The sequence below is a fragment of the Frankia sp. AgPm24 genome (assembly GCF_023243055.1).
GTDB lineage: Bacteria > Actinomycetota > Actinomycetes > Frankiales > Frankiaceae > Frankia > Frankia umida.
Map to the genome: position 1 here is coordinate 16056 of NZ_JALKFW010000210.1, position 17960 is coordinate 34015.

14 protein-coding genes and 1 tRNA gene are annotated in these 17960 nt (G+C 70.2%); 7 read left to right on the forward strand and 8 right to left on the reverse strand.

Annotated features, from left to right (window positions below):
• The first annotated feature begins 22 nt into the window (after nucleotides 1-22).
• Entirely contained in the window at nucleotides 23-1354 is a 1332-nt protein-coding gene (locus MXD61_RS22010) for a GH25 family lysozyme (protein WP_248815341.1), read from the forward strand.
• A 236-nt stretch (nucleotides 1355-1590) separates the two neighbouring features.
• Entirely contained in the window at nucleotides 1591-2226 is a 636-nt protein-coding gene (locus MXD61_RS22015; protein WP_248815342.1) for a hypothetical protein, read from the forward strand.
• Between the two features lie 17 nt (nucleotides 2227-2243).
• On the opposite strand, the gene MXD61_RS22020 is transcribed toward MXD61_RS22015, so the two are convergent.
• The gene (locus MXD61_RS22020) at nucleotides 2244-2699 is read right to left on the reverse strand and encodes a gamma-glutamylcyclotransferase family protein (protein ID WP_248815343.1); all 456 of its coding nucleotides are present in this window, start codon (nucleotides 2697-2699) and stop codon (nucleotides 2244-2246) included.
• 42 nt (nucleotides 2700-2741) lie between these two features.
• Here MXD61_RS22020 and pyrE point away from each other — a divergent pair, with 42 nt between their 5' ends.
• The gene (gene pyrE, locus MXD61_RS22025; protein ID WP_248815344.1) at nucleotides 2742-3272 is read left to right on the forward strand and encodes an orotate phosphoribosyltransferase; all 531 of its coding nucleotides are present in this window, start codon (nucleotides 2742-2744) and stop codon (nucleotides 3270-3272) included.
• Between the two features lie 93 nt (nucleotides 3273-3365).
• Here pyrE and MXD61_RS22030 read toward each other — a convergent pair.
• A tRNA-Tyr gene (locus tag MXD61_RS22030) sits at nucleotides 3366-3450 on the reverse strand.
• 144 nt (nucleotides 3451-3594) lie between these two features.
• Here MXD61_RS22030 and MXD61_RS22035 point away from each other — a divergent pair.
• Nucleotides 3595-4083 (forward strand): YajQ family cyclic di-GMP-binding protein, encoded by a 489-nt coding sequence (locus MXD61_RS22035; RefSeq protein ID WP_163547612.1) that lies wholly within the window; start codon nucleotides 3595-3597, stop codon nucleotides 4081-4083.
• Between the two features lie 234 nt (nucleotides 4084-4317).
• Here the strand turns inward: MXD61_RS22035 and htpX are convergent, their stop codons facing one another.
• Nucleotides 4318-5193 carry a zinc metalloprotease HtpX gene (gene htpX, locus MXD61_RS22040; protein ID WP_248815345.1) on the reverse strand — a complete coding sequence of 292 codons (876 nt, stop codon included), beginning with the start codon at nucleotides 5191-5193 and terminating at the stop codon, nucleotides 4318-4320.
• A 162-nt stretch (nucleotides 5194-5355) separates the two neighbouring features.
• Complete coding sequence (locus MXD61_RS22045; protein ID WP_248815346.1) at nucleotides 5356-6333, reverse strand: Rossmann-like and DUF2520 domain-containing protein; 978 nt, start codon at nucleotides 6331-6333, stop codon at nucleotides 5356-5358.
• Nucleotides 6334-6943: 610 nt separating this feature from the next.
• Here MXD61_RS22045 and MXD61_RS22050 point away from each other — a divergent pair.
• From MXD61_RS22050 to MXD61_RS22060, 3 genes are all read left to right on the forward strand, one after another.
• Nucleotides 6944-8839, forward strand: a complete 1896-nt coding sequence (locus tag MXD61_RS22050) for a 2-oxoacid:acceptor oxidoreductase subunit alpha (RefSeq protein WP_248815347.1) — start codon at nucleotides 6944-6946, stop codon at nucleotides 8837-8839.
• Nucleotides 8836-9897 carry a 2-oxoacid:ferredoxin oxidoreductase subunit beta gene (locus tag MXD61_RS22055; protein WP_248815348.1) on the forward strand — a complete coding sequence of 354 codons (1062 nt, stop codon included), beginning with the start codon at nucleotides 8836-8838 and terminating at the stop codon, nucleotides 9895-9897. Before MXD61_RS22050 ends, MXD61_RS22055 begins: the two co-directional genes overlap by 4 nt.
• A gap of 406 nt (nucleotides 9898-10303) precedes the next feature.
• Nucleotides 10304-11629, forward strand: coding sequence for a hypothetical protein (locus MXD61_RS22060; RefSeq protein ID WP_248815349.1), 1326 nt, complete (start codon nucleotides 10304-10306; stop codon nucleotides 11627-11629).
• Nucleotides 11630-11674: 45 nt separating this feature from the next.
• Here the strand turns inward: MXD61_RS22060 and MXD61_RS22065 are convergent, their stop codons facing one another.
• The 4 genes from MXD61_RS22065 to nuoL are packed head-to-tail and all read right to left on the reverse strand — an operon-like array spanning nucleotide 11675 to nucleotide 17954.
• Nucleotides 11675-12691 carry a polyprenyl synthetase family protein gene (locus tag MXD61_RS22065; protein ID WP_248815350.1) on the reverse strand — a complete coding sequence of 339 codons (1017 nt, stop codon included), beginning with the start codon at nucleotides 12689-12691 and terminating at the stop codon, nucleotides 11675-11677.
• A 7-nt stretch (nucleotides 12692-12698) separates the two neighbouring features.
• Nucleotides 12699-14264 (reverse strand): NADH-quinone oxidoreductase subunit NuoN, encoded by a 1566-nt coding sequence (gene nuoN / locus MXD61_RS22070; RefSeq protein WP_248815351.1) that lies wholly within the window; start codon nucleotides 14262-14264, stop codon nucleotides 12699-12701.
• Nucleotides 14261-16003, reverse strand: coding sequence for an NADH-quinone oxidoreductase subunit M (locus MXD61_RS22075; protein ID WP_248815352.1), 1743 nt, complete (start codon nucleotides 16001-16003; stop codon nucleotides 14261-14263). The genes nuoN and MXD61_RS22075 overlap by 4 nt, the downstream gene beginning before the upstream one ends.
• Nucleotide 16004: 1 nt before the next feature.
• Nucleotides 16005-17954: an NADH-quinone oxidoreductase subunit L gene (gene nuoL / locus MXD61_RS22080; protein ID WP_248815353.1), complete on the reverse strand. Its 1950-nt coding sequence runs from the start codon at nucleotides 17952-17954 to the stop codon at nucleotides 16005-16007.
• Nucleotides 17955-17960: the final 6 nt, after the last annotated feature.

Sequence of the window (17960 nt, forward strand, 5' to 3'; positions counted from 1 at the left end):
TCCCGAGCATCGAGGGTTGCCCATGCGTCTCACGCCGCGTCCCGGTCGGTCTGACCGCCCACACACCGCCCGGACCGCGCTCGCCATCCCCCTGCCACGCCGGCTGCTCCCTGTAGCGAGAATCACCGCCGCGAGGATCACCGCCGCGACCCTGACCGCCGCCACCCTGACCGTGGCGGCCACCGTCGGCGTCGCGCAGGCCGCCGGCCCCTCGCCGCTGTGGCCACGGGGCGTGGACATCTCCTCCTGGCAGCACCCCTACGGCGCCGCGATCGACTGGAACGCCGTGCACGCCGCCGGCGTGAGCTTCGTGTACATCAAGGCCACCGAGAACAACCAGTACACGAACAAGTACTACGCCGGCGACCGGGACGCGGCGACGAAGGCCGGCCTCGCCGTCGGCGCCTTCCACTACGCCCGGCCGTCCGCCTCGCTGGGGACCGCCGTCGAGCAGGCGAAGCACTTCGTCGCGGCGATCGGCCCGGCCCAGGCCGCGGGCTTCCTCCCGCCGGCGCTGGACCTCGAGGAGACCGGCGGGCTCGGCCCCCGCCCGCTCGCCGCGTGGACCAGGGCGTTCCTGGAGGAGGTGGAGTCCGAGACCGGACGGGTGCCGATGGTCTACAGCAGCCAGTGGTTCTGGACCGACCGGATGGCCAACACCCGGGAGTTCACCAGGTACCCGTTGTGGTTCGCGAACCACAACGACAGGGCGACCCCCAACACCATCCCCGGCGGCTGGCCCGGCTGGGCGGTGTGGCAGTACAGCGCGACCGGCACCGTGGCGGGCATCGCGAGCCAGGTGGACCAGGACGTCCTGTGCTGCACCCCGGCCACGCTCGCCACCCTGGCGGACGGCACCCGCAGCGAGATCCAGAAGTGGCACGCCGGCGCCGGACTCACCGCCCTGGCGCTCGGCGCCCCGGTCGGGGTGGAGAACCGGGCCGGTGGGGGTGGCCGCTGGCAGCAGTACGCCAACGGCCTGGAGTTCTGGTCGGTCGCCACCGGCGTGCACGCGCTGTACGGGCCGATCTCCTCGAAGTACCTCGGCCTCGGTGGTTCGAACAGCTTCCTGGGCCGTCCTGTCAGCGACGTCGAGAGCGCGACCGCGTCCGGCGGGCAGCAGGCCCGGTTCCAGGGTGGCTGGGTCTACTGGGGGCCGGCGACCGGCGCCCACGAGGTCCACGGCCGAATCCTGTCGACCTATCTCGGCCTTGGTGGTTCGGGTTCACCGTTGGGCCTGCCCACCTCGGACGAGTACTCCGTGCCCGGCGGCCGGCAGAGCACCTTCGAACGCGGCCGGCTGCGCTGGGACGCGGCGACCGGCCAGGTCTCCCAGCTCCCCCCGGGCCCCTGAGCCGCACCCGAATGACGGTGCGCGGGGATGACGTTCGTGGACGGTGGGTATCGAAAGGAAGCGGCGGACGGTAGTTGTCTGACTACCGGTGACTACCAGGACGTCGCCGGAGCGCATGGTGCGGGCTTCGACCCGCCGCGACCGTCAGGTCGCGCCCGCCGTCCCCACCTGTCCGCCCACTACGGGGTCCGGCGGTCACCGGCCATGCGTGTGCCGGCGGGCAACGGGAGGACCAGATGGCAGGAAACCGGGCGGCGTTCCCACGAAGTGGATGGCTCACCTTCGCCGCCGTGATCATGTTCATCGTCGGATTCCACAACCTGATCTACGGCATCGCATCCCTGCGCGACTACACCGTGATCGTGAACAACCTGTCCACCGGCGACATCAACGTGCTGTACGCCGACCGGCACTTCTGGGGCTGGCTGTTCCTGTGCATCGGCATCGTGGAGATGGTGATCGCCTACGGCATCTACGCCCGCAACGACATCGCCCGGTGGGCGGGTGTGGTGATCGCTTCCATCAACGCCATCGGGCAGCTCGCCTACATGGCTGCCTTCCCGGTGTGGTCGGTCGTGATCATCGCCATCGACGTTCTGGTGATCTACGCGCTGCTCACCCACGAGCAGGTACCCGCACGCGATGGCTACGGCCAGCCGTACCCGAGCGACCGCCCGGGCGTCAGCACTCCCACCGGCCGTGCCACCGGCGCCGGACGACCCGCCGAACACGCGACGACCGCACCCGCCGCCCCCGGCACCACGGCGCCGCCCGGTTACGGCCAGCCCCCCGGCTATGGCGGCCAGACCGACCAGCCCGGTTACGGCGGCCAGCCCGGCTACGGCGGCACAGGCGGCCATCAGCCCCGGTAGGTCAGCCCCGGGAGCGGCTACTGAACCTGGCCGGGCTGGCGGACCTGGCCGGGCGTGAGCCCGGCCCGCCAGGCCACGCACCGACGCGCGTAGCACTCGAGGTGGCTCTCGGCGAAGACCCCCGGGTCCCAGACCGAGGTGGACGCCACCGAGAGGTCCCGCCACAGGTAGGCGGACACGGCCCGCCCGTCCACCAGGACGAGCGGGCCAACCTCGTAGAGTGCGCCCTCGAACGCGTCGAGGACGGCCATCTCCGCCTCGGCCAACCCCAGCAGCAGCCGCCCGGACGTGCGTGCCGCCGGGTCGGGGACCAGCCCGGGGTAGCGGCGTCCCGGCAGGCTGGCCGCCCGCCAGCCGGCGACGACCGCGGGCTCGATCCGCGGGACCCGGTCGAGCAGGACCGTCAGCACCTCGGCGAACATCAGGGTCCCGTACACGAACAGCGGTGGGCGTTCGGCGGCGGGCGCGGACATGAGATCACGCTAGCCGGGCCCGACGCACTACAGTGCTCGAACGTGAGTGACGACGCCACGCTGGCCGCCCGGGTTCGGACCGCCTCCCACCTGACCGGCGCCTTCCTGCTGCGCTCCGGTCGGACGAGCGCCGAGTACTTCGACAAGTACCTCTTCGAGGCGGATCCGGCGCTGCTGGCCGCCATCGTCGACCAGATGGTCGACCTGCTGCCACCGGGTGCCGAGGTCCTCGCGGGTCTGGAGCTCGGTGGTGTTCCGCTGGCGACGCTGCTCTCCCAGCGCACCGGCCTGCCGACCCGCTTCGTGCGCAAGAAGGCCAAGGAGTACGGCACCATGCGCACGGCCGAGGGCGGCGCGGTGGCCGGCCGGCACGTCGTCCTCGTCGAGGATGTGGTGACCTCCGGCGGCGCGGTGCTGGACGCCACCCGGGTGTTGCGGGCCGAGGGCGCGATCGTCACGGATGTGGTGTGCGTCATCGACCGTTCCGAGGGCGGCCGCGAGCGCCTCGCGGAACTCGGCCTGCAGCTGCGCCCGCTGTTGACCCGGGCCGACCTCGATGCCGCCGCCGGCTGACCGACGGGCGCGTCATCGCCCGCGCTGACATGCGACAGGCCCCGGAGAAGTCTCCAGGGCCTGTGTCGCAGCTGATCCGGGCTGCACCGGGGGTGGTGGCAGGTGATGGATTCGAACCATCGTAGGCTGAGCCGGCGGTTTTACAGACCGCTCCCTTTGGCCGCTCGGGCAACCTGCCGTCGTGGACGAGCATACCGGTCCCGACGGAGCATCGGGACGCGGGCTGGCCGCAACCGCCACCACGCCTTCCGATCATTACGGCGCGTAGTCGCCGCGCCGCGCCATCCGTCCGCATCTCGCACCGAACAGGAGGCCCGCACCCGTGGCCGACCCGTCCTTTGACATCGTCAGCAAAGTTGACGCCCAGGAAATCGACAACGCGGTCAACCAGACGGCCAAGGAGATCAGGACCCGCTTCGACTTCCGGGACACCGGCGCGTCCGCGGAGCTGTCCGGCGAGTCAATTCTGCTGGTAGCGAACACGGACGAGCGAGTGAAGGCGATCCTCGACGTCCTGCAGGAGAAGTTCGTCAAGCGCGGCATCTCCCTCAAGGCGCTGACGTTCGACGAGCCGAAGGCTTCGGGCAAGGAGTTCCGCCTGCCCGTGACCGTGCAGCAGGGCCTGTCCGAGGAGAAGGCCCGCGCGATCGCCAAGAAGATCCGCACCGACGGACCCAAGGGCGTGCAGGCCCAGATCCAGGGCGACCAACTGCGGGTGACCGGCAAGAAGCGGGACGACCTGCAGCGGGTCATCGCGCTGCTCAAGGGCGAGGACTTCGAGGTCCCGCTCCAGTTCGTCAACTACCGCTGAGCGGGCCTCGCCGGCGGCGGTGGCGCCGGCGACCGTGGAACGGTGCACCCCGCCCGATGGGGGGATCGGGCGGGGTGCCTGCGGCGGAACCTGGGGGGTGTGCTCCGCCGCGGTCAGGGGCGCACGGGCGACGACCGCCGCCGTGCGTCTGGCCACGCAGGGAAATATTACTCCGAATCCTCATCCGTAACCCCGCGACACCACGACAGGTAACAACATAACCAGCCGGCCGGGTCACCCATACGGATTCATGCGGGACATCTGCTCCAGTCGCGCGATTCGTTCCTTCATGGGCGGATGCGTCGAGAACAGCTTGGCGACGCCACCGCCGCGGAACGGGTTCGCAATCATCAGCGCGGCTGCCGGACCCACCCGGGAGGTCGGCGCGAGCGGCCGGGCGGCGGTACCCGCCTCCAGTTTGCGCAGCGCGTTCGCCAACCCGATGGGGTCGCCGGTGAGCGTCGCCCCGGACTCGTCCGCCTGGTACTCGCGCGCCCTGCTGATTGCCAACTGGATGATCGTCGCGGCGACCGGACCCAGGATCATCAGCAGGAGCAGCTCGAACATTCCGGGCCCGTTCTCGTCACTGCGACCGCCACCGAAGATGGCCAGGAACTGGGCCATGTTGGCCAGATACACGATAATACTGGCCAATGCTCCGGCCACGGAGGCGATAAGGATGTCCCGGTTGTACACATGGCTGAGTTCATGTCCCAGGACGCCGCGAAGCTCCCGGTCGTCCATGAGTTCCATGATGCCTTCGGTGCAGCAGACAGCCGCCTTGCGCGGACCACGACCGGTGGCGAAGGCGTTGGGCGCGCCGGTCGGGCTCAGGTAGAGCCGCGGCATCGGCATCCGGGCCTGCCGGGCGAGATCGCCGACGATGGCGTAGAGCCGCGGCTGCTCGACCTGGGTGACCGGATAGGCGCTCATCGCCCGCAGCGCGATGCGGTCGGAGCAGAAGAAGGACACGCCGTTCATCGCGAGGGCGAGGAACAGCGCGACGAGCAGGCCAGCGCGACCGAACAGCGAGCCGACCAGCAGGATGGCAGCGGACAGCACGCCGAGCAGCAGCGCGGTCTTCAGGCCGTTGAGGTGGCGATGTGGCATGGCGATCGGTGGTCCGTCCTGTGCGACGACATCCGTCCGCCGGCGGTGGCCCACTCGGACGGCTGTGCACCCGAACCAACGTGGCGGCGCCGGACCAACGTTCCCCGGCCCGACCCGTCCGATCAGCGATGTGGCCGATTTCTCCCCAGACCCAGCCCTGATTCAGCCCTGGCCCCAGCGGGCGGACGGATCGGCGTCCTCGGTCAGTTCGGCCCGCAGCCGCGTGACCTGCGCCTCGTCCAGCGCTCCGGCCGCACCCAGCTCGTGCGTGGTGAACAGGGCCAGCGCCCGGTACACCTCGGCGACGGCGGGATCGACCCGGCCGAGCGCCTGGCGGTGAGCGCGCACCGTGGCGATGTCGGCCCGCCGCACCGGTCCGGTCGCCGCCGCCCAGCCACCGGCCAGCGCGTTGTCCAGGGACGCGCGTAGCAGCGGGCCCAGCGCCGCGGCCGGATCGTCGATGCCCACCCCCCCGAGCAGGTCACGGGCGGCACCGGTCAGGCTGGCCAGAAAGTTCCCCCCGAGCACCAGCGCGGCGTGATATTGCGCACGTCCTTCGTCCGCGATCTCGAGCGGAACACCCCCCAGATCGGCCACCACGCGCCGGGCCGGCCCGAGCGCCTCGGCGTCCGCGGTGACGCCAAACGGAACCCTCGCAAAACTATAGAAATCAGTCTTTCCGACAGTTCCGGGCAGCGTCATGATCGGGTGCAGCGCGGCCCGCCGGGCACCGCATCCCAGTCCGGCGGCGAGCACCGAAAGCCCGTGCCGGCCGCTCAGATGCGCGATCAGCTGGCCCTCCCGGACCGCGCCAAGAGCGACCAGCCGACCCGTGACCTGGGCAATCACATCGTCGGGCACGGCGATCAACAGGAGGTCGGCGGACCGTAGCCGGCTGGCGATCCGCGCCGCCGGGCCCGTCCACGCCTGGGCGAACCGGTGGGCCGCCCGGGCCCGGGACGACTCGGTCCGCGTGGCCACCGCCACCACCGGGTACCCCACCCCGGCCAACGCGTGCCCCACCGCCACGCCAGCCCGGCCGGCGCCGATCAGACCCACCCTGACCGGGCCGTCGCCGGCCAGGTCGCCGCTGGCCAGGCGGGTGTTGCTCGGGCCCGACGCAGAAGTTCGACCGCTCATGGCGCGATGCTCCCGCCAGCGCCACCAAGGTGTCGGATCCGCTGTCGTCAAGGGCACTGTGGACCCCGCGAGCTACCCACGTCGGCCGGACGACAGCCCGCCACAAGGCCCTGGGCCGATACGCTCGGTGGAGCGGCCCTTCCTCCGCACGTCCCGCGCATGGTGGCTACAAAGGATGGTGAGTCGCAGGCACAGAGTCATCGCGAGCGCCGGTGAAGCGTCCGCAGGCCAACCGATCCCGCGGTGGGTGGTGCACGTTACGTGGTGCACGGAGCACCTCGGTAGTCACGTTCCGAACCGGGCTCAACACGGGTGAGCCCCCCGCAGTGGTGAATCCCTCGGCCGGATGCCTCGACCCGGCACCATCGGCCGCACCCGTACGAACCACCGCGGCGGAACAACGGGGTGCGCATACGCACACGGACGCAAACGCACACAGAGTCGTACACAGAGTCGACAGCCAATCACCCCCAGGGCAGAGAACCGTAGATCATCGGATTCGGGTTCGATCGGTCGGCCGCGTCCGGGCACCTGGCCCGGCCCGGCTCGCCGCACGCACCTCAATGCGGCAGCCGCTACGCTGGTGTGGTACCCGAGGAGGTTACTGAAAGTGTCTGAACAGGTCAGGGAGCGGGAGACCCGCCGACTCGACCGGGTCGTCGTGCGTTTTGCGGGCGACTCCGGCGACGGTATGCAACTCACCGGAGAACAGTTCACCAGCGAGACCGCCACGTTCGGCAACGACCTGTCGACGCTCCCGGACTTCCCCGCGGAGATTCGCGCGCCAGCCGGCACACCGGCCGGAGTCTCCGGATTCCAGCTGCATTTCTCCGACCACGACATTCTTACGCCGGGCGACGCCCCGGACGTCCTGGTCGCGATGAATCCCGCCGCTCTGAAGGCGAATCTGAAGGATCTGCCGCCCGGCGCGAACCTCATCGTCAACACCGATTCCTTCACAGGTGGAAACCTGAAGAAGGCCGGTTATGCGACGGATCCGCTGACGGACGGGACGCTCGACCCCTACGTCGTCCACCGGGTGCCGCTGACCTCGATGACCATCAACGCGGTGCACGCCGCCGCCGACAGTGGCGGTGGCGGCGGGTCGGTCAACAAGAAGGAAGCCGAGCGGGCGAAGAACATGTTCGCCCTCGGCCTCATGAGCTGGCTGTACCACCGGCCGACCGGCGGCACCGAGGCATTCCTGACGAAGAAGTTCGCCAAGCGGCCGGAGATCGCCGCGGCGAACATCGCGGCGTTCCGCGCCGGTTTCAACTACGGCGAGACGACCGAGTCGTTCACCGTCACCTACGAGGTGGCGCCGGCCCGGATGAAGCCCGGCACCTACCGGCGGATCAGCGGCAACCTGGCCCTGTCCTACGGGCTGGTCGCCGCGGGTGAGCTGACCGGGCTGCCGATCTTCCTCGGTACCTACCCGATCACGCCGGCCTCGGACATCCTGCACGAGCTGAGCAAGCACAAGCGGTTCGGCGTGCGGACCTTCCAGGCCGAGGACGAGATCGCCGGCATCGGCTCGGCGCTCGGCGCGTCCTTCGGTGGCTCGCTCGGGATCACCACGACGTCCGGCCCGGGTGTCGCGCTCAAGAGCGAGACGATCGGCCTCGCGGTCAGCCTCGAGCTGCCCCTGGTGATCGTCGACATCCAGCGCGGTGGCCCGTCCACCGGCCTGCCGACCAAGACCGAACAGGCCGACCTGCTGCAGGCCATGTTCGGCCGCAACGGTGAGGCCCCGGTGCCGATCGTGGCGCCCCGCTCCCCCGGTGACTGCTTCGACGCGGCCATCGAGGCCGCCCGGATCGCGACGAAGTACCGCACCCCGGTGTTCCTGCTCTCCGACGGGTACCTGGCCAACGGCTCCGAGCCGTGGCTGATGCCGACCCGCGAGGAGCTTCCGGATCTGAGCGTCACCTTCACCACCGAGCCGAACCACACCGGCGACAAGGGTCCGGAGTTCTGGCCGTACCTGCGTGACCCCGAGACGCTCGCCCGCCCGTGGGCCGTCCCGGGCACACCCGGTCTCGAGCACCGCATCGGCGGCATCGAGAAGTCGGACGGGCCGGGGAACATCTCCTACGACCCGGCGAACCACGACCGGATGGTCCGGCTGCGGGCCGCCAAGGTCGCCGGCATCGCGAACGACGTTCCCCCGCTGGAAGTGGAGGACCCCTCCGGTTCTGCCCGGGTCCTCGTGCTCGGCTGGGGCTCCACCTTCGGCCCGATCGCCGCCGGCTGCCGGCGGGTACGGGCCAAGGGACTGCAGGTCGCGCAGGCGCACCTGCGTCATCTCAACCCCTTCCCGGCCAACACCGGGGAGATCCTGCGGTCGTACGACAAGGTGATCATCCCCGAGATGAACCTCGGCCAGCTGCGGATGCTCATCCGGGCCGAGTACCTCGTCGACGCGATCGGTTACAACCAGGTCCGCGGGTTGCCCTTCAAGGCAGCTGAGCTGGCCGGCGTCTTGGAGGACGTGATCAACCAGTGACCGTCACGACGAACCGTTCCGGGATCAGTAACCGTCTGCTCGATCTGGTGCCCGCGGCACCAGGTCCGCAGAGCCGCAAGGACTTCACCTCCGACCAGGAGGTGCGCTGGTGCCCCGGGTGCGGTGACTACGCCATCCTCGCCACGGTGCAGGGCTTCCTGCCCGAGCTCGGCATCGCGCGCGAGAACGTCGTGTTCATCTCCGGGATCGGCTGTTCCTCGCGCTTCCCGTACTACCTGCAGACCTACGGGATGCACTCCATCCACGGTCGGGCGCCGGCGATCGCCACCGGCCTCGCCACCTCGCGGCCGGACCTGTCGGTCTGGGTCGTCACCGGGGACGGCGACGCGCTGTCCATCGGCGGCAACCACCTGCTGCACGCGCTGCGCCGCAACGTCAACATCAAGATCCTGATGTTCAACAACCAGATCTACGGGCTGACCAAGGGCCAGTACTCGCCGACGTCCGAGATCGGCAAGATCACGAAGTCGACGCCGTACGGCTCGCTGGACCGTCCGTACAACCCGGTCTCGCTGGCCCTGGGCGCCGAGGCGACGTTCGTCGCCCGCTCGGTCGACTCCGACCGTGCGCACCTGACCTCGGTGCTGCGCGCCGCCGCCGAGCACCCCGGCACGGCGTTCGTCGAGATCTTCCAGAACTGCAACATCTTCAACGACGGCGCCTTCGACACCCTCAAGGACCGCTCGACCCGCGACGACGTGACGCTGCGCCTCGTGCACGGCGAGCCGCTGGTCTTCGGCGCCGAGGGCGACAAGGCCATCCGGCGCGCCGACGACGGCGGCCTGGAGGTCGTCTCCGCCGACGCCCCCGGGGTCCTGGTGCACAACGCCTCGGCCGCCGAGCCCAGCCAGGCGTTCGCGTTGTCCCGGCTCACCGGGGACACCCACGGAGTCACCCCCATCGGCATCTTCCGTAACGTCGATGTCCCCACCTACGACGAGGCGCTCAACAAGCAGGTCGCCGACGCGAAGGCGAAGCAGGGCGACGGTGATCTGATGGCGATGATCTCCGGCGGGGAGACCTGGACCATCGACTGATCCCAGTCCCCACGGGGCAGGTCAGACCGGTAGTGGACGAGGCCGGGACGCGCACACGACGTGCGGGTCCCGGCCTCGTTGTCGTCGTTGTCGTCGCTTCCCGTACTTCCGGCGGCTTCGCCCGGACGCCCAGAGGGGCCAGGCCGACGGACATCACGCGGCCACAGCGCCGTTACGCGCCCTCCGTCTGATATTTGCCACTCTGCGTTGGTCGGGTACTGTGACAGTGCGCGTGGGGGTGCCGTGCGGCCCGGGGGGGCTCACCACACCAGTGCAGCCGGAGGCATAGTGCGGGGTCATCGAGCCCTCAGCCCACGACCCGCGGCCGGTCCGCGTTCGCCGATGGGTCCTGTCCATGCGCCCGTCCTGATGGCGGCGCGACCTCGTGTTCCGTCCGGAGGCCCCCGTGGGTAGCCATTCGGCCGGCCGGCACGCCCGGCACGGCACCGCCGACCGGCGCTCGACCGACCGGCGCTCCCTGGACCGGCGCTCCGCGGCCCGCCCGTCAGCGCTGGCACCCGAGACCGCCGTTCCCAGCCCCGCTCCCCGTCCCACCCCCTGGCCCGTCCCGGCCCGCCCGCCCGTCTCACCTCCAGGCGAGCGAGACACCATCACCGGCCCCCTCTCGGTCAGCACCACCGCCCGCCGCGACCGAGAACTGGCCCAGTACACCCCAGCCCAGTACACCCCAGCCCCGTACGCACCGAGCCGGTACACCACGAGCTCCGTCCTGGTCCCGACCGCCGCCCCGCGGCCCCCGGCCGCCCCCGCCTGGCCAGCCACGGACAGCTGGCCTGACGACGCAGATCCCTACCCCGCCACCGGCGGCCACCCCATCCCCAACACCGACCAACTGCCGGACGACGCCTGGTACGAGCAGCCCATGTCCGACGGCGCCCACTGGGCCGATGACGACCCCAACGATTACGGCGCGGACGGTTACGGCGGCTACAGCAACGGCGTGGCCTTCACAGCCAGTCGGATGCCCGTGCGCCCCGCCGGTATGGTGCCGGCTCCCCGTCCGCGCGACACCCAGGCCGTCCGTCTCCCGGGCGCGCATCGGGCGCCGACGCGGCGCGGCAACGGGCGGGTGCGCCTGGCCGCGGCTGGCACCGTGTCACTCGCAGGCCTGTCGGCCATCGTGGCCGGGGTGACCCTCGGCGGCGAACAGCCCGGATCCGCGACTGTTCCCACCAACGGCGACGCTTCCCGCATCCAGTACAACGGCAGCACCGACGCCCTCGCGTTCGGCGCCTCGCAGTCCCAGGCGGCCCGCGGTTCCATCCGTTCCACCGCGCCGCGCGCCGTGCCCGCGCCGCATCCCGGCCAGAGCACCGATGGCACCTCCAGCGCCTTCACCACCACCACGCTTGGCCCGACGACCGCGCCGATCCCGATCATCACGCTGGTCCCGCAGGGCACCGCCACCGGCCCGACCGACCTGCGCGGGCTCACCCCGGGCACCTCGTCGACCGGCACCCCCGAGTCAACGCCCACCTCGCCCACCTCGCCCACCTCCCCCACCTCGCCCACCTCGCCCACCTCGGACGCCACGATCAGCCCGAGCACCAGCCCGTCCGCGACAGGCGAACCCGACACCGGCCTGCCGTTCACCCCGGACACCCCCTCGGCGTCCCCCGCAGCGTCGTCCCCCTCGTCGTCAGTGCTGCAGCCCGGCCCGATCAGCATCACCCCACTGCTGCCACGCTCCACGACGGCCACCGGGCACTGAGCCCCCACCGGCGGGTGGGGGCACTGTGGCCCCCCGCCCGCCGGGTCAGCCGGTCCGGTCGAGAACGAAGTCGGCCAGCGACAGCAGCGCGGTCTTCGCCGGGCAGTCCGGCAGTGGTGCCAGGCAGTCGCGTGACCGGGCGGACCAGACAGCGAGTTCCCGGCGGGCGCGGGCCATCCCCTCGTGGCCGCGCAACAGCTCCAGCGCCTCCGCCACCCCGTCATCCGGGTTTCCACCCCCGGCGGCGAAATCGGACGCGATGAGCTCACGCAGTCGCCGGGCCGCCGGATCGTCGGTCTGCAGCGCGTAGAGCAACGGCAGGGTCGGGATGCCCTCGCGCAGGTCCGTCCCCGGGGTCTTGCCGGAGGCCGCCGCGTCCGAGGCGACGTCGATGATGTCGTCGGAAAGCTGGAAGGCCACCCCGAACATCTCACCGAACGTGGCCAGTGTGTCCACGGTGATCGGATCGGCGCCGGCGAGCATCGCACCGAGCCGGCCCGAGGTGGCGATCAGCGAGGCGGTCTTCTCCCGCACGACCCGCAGGTAGTGCTCGACGGGATCCTCACCGCCGGACGGCCCGATGGTCTCCCGGATCTGCCCCTCGCACAGGGTCGCGATGGTGCGGGCGAGGATGCGTGTCGCCTCCGGGCCCAGATCCGCGGTGATGTCCGAGGCGCGGGCGAACAGGTAGTCGCCGGTGAGGATGGCGACGGTGTTCGTCCACCGGGCGTTGGCCGAGGCCGCCCCCCGGCGCCGCGGCGCCTCGTCCATCACGTCATCGTGGTACAGGGTCGACAGATGGGTCAGCTCGATCGCGACGGCCGCGGGAACCACTCCGGGGGCCTGCGGATCGGCGAACTGCGCCGCCAGCAGCACGACGATCGGGCGGAACCGTTTACCTCCCGCGTCGACGAGATGCCTGGAGGTCTCGGTGACGAAGCTGAACTCGCTGCGCACCGAGGCACGCAGCAGCTCCTCCACCTCAGCGAGACCTGCTCGCACGGCTTTTTCGAGATCAGGATCGGTCCTGATCCCCACGACGTCCAGCCCGATAGCGCTCATACCACCGTCAGCGTACGAAGCCGGACGACGCCGCGGTGTTCGCCAGGTCGAGAAGAGGCTGTGGCGCTACTCCCAGGACGAGTGTCGCGAGCGTGCCGATACCCGCCGTAGCGAAGGTGAGGGTGGGTCGGGTGATCACCACGGGCCCGTCCGCGAGCGGCTCGGAGAAGAACATCAGCACGATCACCCGCACGTAGAAGAACGCCGCGATCGCGCTGCAGACCAGTGCGACCACGACCAGCGGGGTGGCGTCTCCCTCGATCGCCGCCTGGAACACCGCGAACTTGCCGGTGAACCCGCTGGTGAGCGGAATGCCGGCGAGGGCCATCAGCAGGAACGAGAACACCCCGGCCAGCAGCGGTGAGGTGCGGCCCAGCCCCCGCCACTGGGACAGGTCGCTGGCCTCCCCGTCGGACGTGCGCACCAGCGAGATGACGGCGAACGCGGCGATCGTGGTGAAACCGTAGGTCACCAGGTAGAACATCGCGCCGCGCAACCCGTCGGTGTTGGTGCCGGCGAGGCCGACCAGCAGGAAGCCGGCGTGGGCGATCGCCGAGTAGGCGAGCATCCGCTTGATGTCACGCTGGGTGAGCGCGAGCACCGCACCGACGACCATGGTGAGGATGGCGACCGTCCACAGCACGGGCCGCCAGTCCCAACGCAGCGGTCCGAAGGCGATGTAGAAGACCCGCAGGATCGCCCCGAAGGCGGCCACCTTCGTCCCCGCGGCCATGAACGCGGTCACCGGCGTCGGCGACCCCTGGTAGACGTCCGGGGTCCAGGAGTGGAACGGCACGGCGCCGATCTTGAAGAACAGCCCGACCGCGATGAGCCCGACCGCGAGGTACAGATAGGCGTCGGTCCTGCCGGTCGTACCGACCGCGGTGGCGATCTTCCCCAGTTCGACGCTGCCGGCGTACCCGTAGGCGAACGCGAGGCCGTAGAGGAAGAACGCCGAGGAGAACGCGCCCAGCAGGAAGTACTTCATCGCGGCCTCCTGCGAGAGCAGGCGCCGTCGGCGCGCCAGGCCCGCCAGCAGGTACAGCGGCAGCGAGAGGATCTCCAGCGCGACGAACATCACCAGCAGGTTGTTCGACGCGACGAACAGCATCATGCCGGTGACCGAGAACACCATCAGCGGGTAGGCCTCGGTCTGCATGTCGGCTGACGTCCGTGCCGCCGTCGACCCCTTCGACCCGGGAGTGATCGCGGCCGAGGCGACGATCGCACCGCCGGCCGAATCCAACTGCCGTTCGGCGACCAGCAGCACCGACAGCAGCGCGAACACCAGGATCGTGCCCTGCATGAACAGTGCCGGAGCGTCGATGGCCACCGCGTTCGCGGCGAGCAGCGCGTGCCGTCCGTGCAGGACCGCCACCGCGACGAACGCGGCGATGAACCCGCCGGCCGCGAGCACCGGCTGGATCACCCGGCGGGCCTCCCGCTGCGCGAAGGCGTCGACGAGCACCCCGATCAGCGCCACCACGAACACGATGAGCAGCGGGCTGAGCGAGGAGTACTCGATCGACGGCGGGGTGATCTTCTCGGTCTGCGCGAGCAGGCTGGCGCTCACGAACGGCCTCCGGGCTGGACGGTGACGGGATGGGTCGGGGCCGGATCGGACTTGCCGACGTCGGTGTAGGTCGCCGTGACCGTCGGCCGGATGATGTCGATCAGCGGCTTCGGGTACACCCCGAGCCCGATGATCAGTGCGATCATCGGTGCGACGACGGCCTTCTCCCGCCAGGACAGATCGGGCAGCGTCCGGTTGGCCTCGTGGGTGATCGGGCCGGTCATCGTCCGCTGGTACAGCGACAGGACGTAGATCGCCGCCAGTACGATGCCGGCGGTGGCGACGATCGCCAGCGCCTTGTTGTAGGTGAACGTGCCGACCAGGACCAGGAACTCGCTGACGAAGCTGTTCGTGCCCGGCAGCGCCAGCGACGACAGACCAGCGATGAGCATCGTTCCCGCCAGCACCGGTGTCACCTTCGCCAGTCCGCCGTAGGCGCCGATGTCGGCCGTGCCGCGGCGGGCGATGAGGAAGCCGACGACCAGGAACAGCAGTCCGGTGGAGAGCCCGTGGTTCACCATGTAGAGCACGGCGCCGGTACCGGCCTGGCTGGTGAAGGCGAACAGGCCGAGCGCGATGAACCCGAAGTGGGCCAGCGAGGTGTACGAGACCAGCCGTTTCATGTCCCGTTGCCCGATCGCGAGCAGCGCCCCGTAGAAGATTCCGATGATCGCCAGGGCCAGCACGAGTGGCGCGAAGTAGTCCGACGCGTCCGGGAACAGCGGGATGCAGTAGCGGATCAGGCCGAACGTGCCCACCTTGTCCAGCAGGCCGACGAGCAGCACCGCTCCCCCGACCGGCGCCTGCGCACCGGCATCGGGCAGCCAGGTGTGGAACGGGAACAGCGGCGCCTTGATGGCGAACGCGACGAAGAAGCCGAGGAACAGCAGCTTCTGCACACCCGGGGTGATGTCGAGTTGGCGCAGCAGGGCGAAGTCGAACGTGCCGCTGCCCAGCTGCTCGGCGGACACGACGTACAGCCCGATCACCGCGGCGAGCATGAGCAGCCCGCCCAGCAGGCTGTAGATCAGGAACTTCACCGCCGCGTACGAACGCTGCGCCTGCTGCCCCGCCGGCCCGAAGCTCCCGATCAGGAAGTACATCGGAATCAGGATCGCCTCGAAGAAGACGTAGAACAGGAACACGTCGGTCGCGGCGAACACCCCGACCAGCCCCGCCTCCAGCACCAGCAGCAACGCGCAGAACACCGGCACCGACCGCCGCGGCGCCGCAACCGCGTCCACCGCTGGAACCGCGTCCACCACCGGCGCCGGCGGCACCGCCACCAGCACCGCCGTCCCCCCACCCCCGGTACCAGGATCGCCGCCAGGACCGCTGCCACCGCCATCACCCGGCACGACCCCACCGGACGGCCCGTCCGGCCCGGACGGCCTGGCCGGCCCGTCCGGTTCGCTGTCGAACTCGTCCCAGGACGACAGCACCACGACCGGTACCAGCAGCGCGGTCAGCAGGATCAGCACCAGCGAGATGCCGTCCGCTCCGACCGCGTAGGAGATGCCGAAGGTGGGGATCCAGTCGTAGCGCTGGGCGAACTGGAAGCCGGCCCGGTTCGGGTGGTAGGCGAACGTCGCCAACACCGCGAGCACCAGCACCACCAGGGTGACGGCGAGGGTGAGCTGCTTGGCCTGGGTCGCGAGCCGCCGCGGGAAAGCGGCGACGACGACCGCGGCGACGGCCGGGACAAGCAGCAGAATCGTCAGCCAGGGCACCGAGTTCACGTCAGCCGCCCCACACCAGCAGCAGTGCGCCGACCATCAGGACGGCACCTCCCAACATCGACAGAGCGTAGGACCGGACGAAACCGGTCTGCAGGCGGCGCATCCGCCCGGACAGTCCGCCGATGCCGGCGGCGCTGCCCCGCACGAGCCCGTCGACACCGACCAGGTCCAGCCAGACCAGGAAACGGGTCAGGAACTGGCCGGGGCGCATCGCGATGGTCTCGTTCAGGGTGTTCGCGAACAGGTCATGCCGGGCGGCGACCGTCACCAGGGTGACCTCCGCGTCCGGCCGGGCGGTGGCCTCCACCGGACGAGCCTGGTAGCGCAGCCAGGCCGCGGCGCACCCACCGGCGACCACGACGAGGGTGAGCGCGGTCAGCACGATCGGGGAGAACGTGTGCACACCCTCGACCCCTTCGCCGGCGACCGGCTCGAGCCAGTTCTGCATGCTGTGGCCCAGAACGAACAGGCCGCCGGCGAACGTCGAACCGATCGCCAGGATGATCATCGGTCCGGTCATCGTCGGCGGCGACTCGTGTGGATGACGGGCGTCCTCACCCTCACCTGACCAGCGGGGCCGGCCGTGGAAGGTCATCAGGAACAGCCGTGACATGTAGAACGCGGTGATGCCGGCGCCGAGCAGCGCGACCGCGCCGAGCAGGTAACCGGAGGTGCCGCCCTTGTCGAAGGCGGTCTCGATGATGCGGTCCTTGGTGAAGAACCCCGACAGTCCCGGGAACCCGATGATCGCGAGGAACCCCAGGCCGAACGTGGCCCAGGTGATCGGCATGTACCGCCACAGTCCGCCGTAGTGGCGCAGGTCCTGGTCGTCGTCCATGGCGTGGATGACCGACCCGGCACCGAGGAACAGTCCGGCCTTGAAGAAGCCGTGCGCGAGCAGGTGCATAATGCCGATCGCGTAGCCGGCGGGCCCGAGGCCCACCGCGAGGAACATGTAGCCGATCTGGCTGACCGTCGAGTAGGCCAGCACCTTCTTGATGTCGTCGTAGGCGCAGCCGATGACGCAGCCGAGCAGGATCGTGATCGCGCCGATGACGACGACGACGGTGCGGGCCGCCTGCGACTCGTTGAAGATCGGTGCCGAGCGGACGATCAGGTAGACGCCGGCGGTCACCATGGTCGCCGCGTGGATCAGCGCCGAGATCGGCGTGGGACCCTCCATGGCGTCCGGTAGCCAGGCCTGCAACGGGAACTGGCCGGACTTGCCGCACGCGCCGAGCAGCAGCAGCAGGGCGATCGCGCTGATGGTGCCGTAGCCGACGACGTTCGCCGCCGCGGCGCCGAAGACGTCCGCGTAGCTCGTCGAGCCGACGGTGGCGAACATCAGCATGATCGCGATGGCCAGGCCGACGTCACCGACCCGGTTCATGTAGAACGCCTTGTTCGCCGCGGTGGCCGCGGCCGGCTTGTACTCCCAGAACCTGATCAGCAGGTAGGACGACAGGCCGACGAGTTCCCACCCGGCGTAGAGCGACAGGAAGTTGTTGCCGAGCACCAGCAGCAGCATCGAGGCCAGGAACAGGTTCATGTAGGCGAAGAACTTCCGCCTGGCCGGATCGTGCGCCATGTAGCCGATCGAGTAGATGTGGATCAGCGTGCCGACGCCTGTGATCAGCAGCACGAAGACGATCGAGAGCTGGTCGACGAGCAGGCCGACGTCGACCTGGAAGCCGTTCACCGGAATCCAGGAGAACAGGTGCTGCGAGACCGCCCGGTCCTCTCCGGAGCGTCCGAGCATCGCGGCGAACAGCACCACACCGACGACGAAGCTCAACGCCGCGGCTGCCGTGCCGATCAGATGACCGAACCGGTCGGTGCGCCGCCCGCCGAGCAGCAGCACGGCCGCACCAGCCAGGGGCAGCGCGATGAGCAGCCACGACAGCGAGAACGCGCCGGAGGCGGCGGCGTAGTGAACCGGAGTATGCGTCACTGAAGT

Excerpts from the sequence above, each read along its gene's own strand:
- MXD61_RS22010 (WP_248815341.1), top strand. The coding sequence starts at position 23 with ATGCGTCTCACGCCGCGTCCCGGTCGGTCTGACCGCCCACACACCGCC.
- MXD61_RS22015 (WP_248815342.1), top strand. The coding sequence starts at position 1,591 with ATGGCAGGAAACCGGGCGGCGTTCCCACGAAGTGGATGGCTCACCTTC.
- MXD61_RS22020 (WP_248815343.1), bottom strand. The coding sequence starts at position 2,699 with ATGTCCGCGCCCGCCGCCGAACGCCCACCGCTGTTCGTGTACGGGACC.
- htpX (WP_248815345.1), bottom strand. The coding sequence starts at position 5,193 with ATGCCACATCGCCACCTCAACGGCCTGAAGACCGCGCTGCTGCTCGGC.
- MXD61_RS22045 (WP_248815346.1), bottom strand. The coding sequence starts at position 6,333 with ATGAGCGGTCGAACTTCTGCGTCGGGCCCGAGCAACACCCGCCTGGCC.
- MXD61_RS22065 (WP_248815350.1), bottom strand. The coding sequence starts at position 12,691 with ATGAGCGCTATCGGGCTGGACGTCGTGGGGATCAGGACCGATCCTGAT.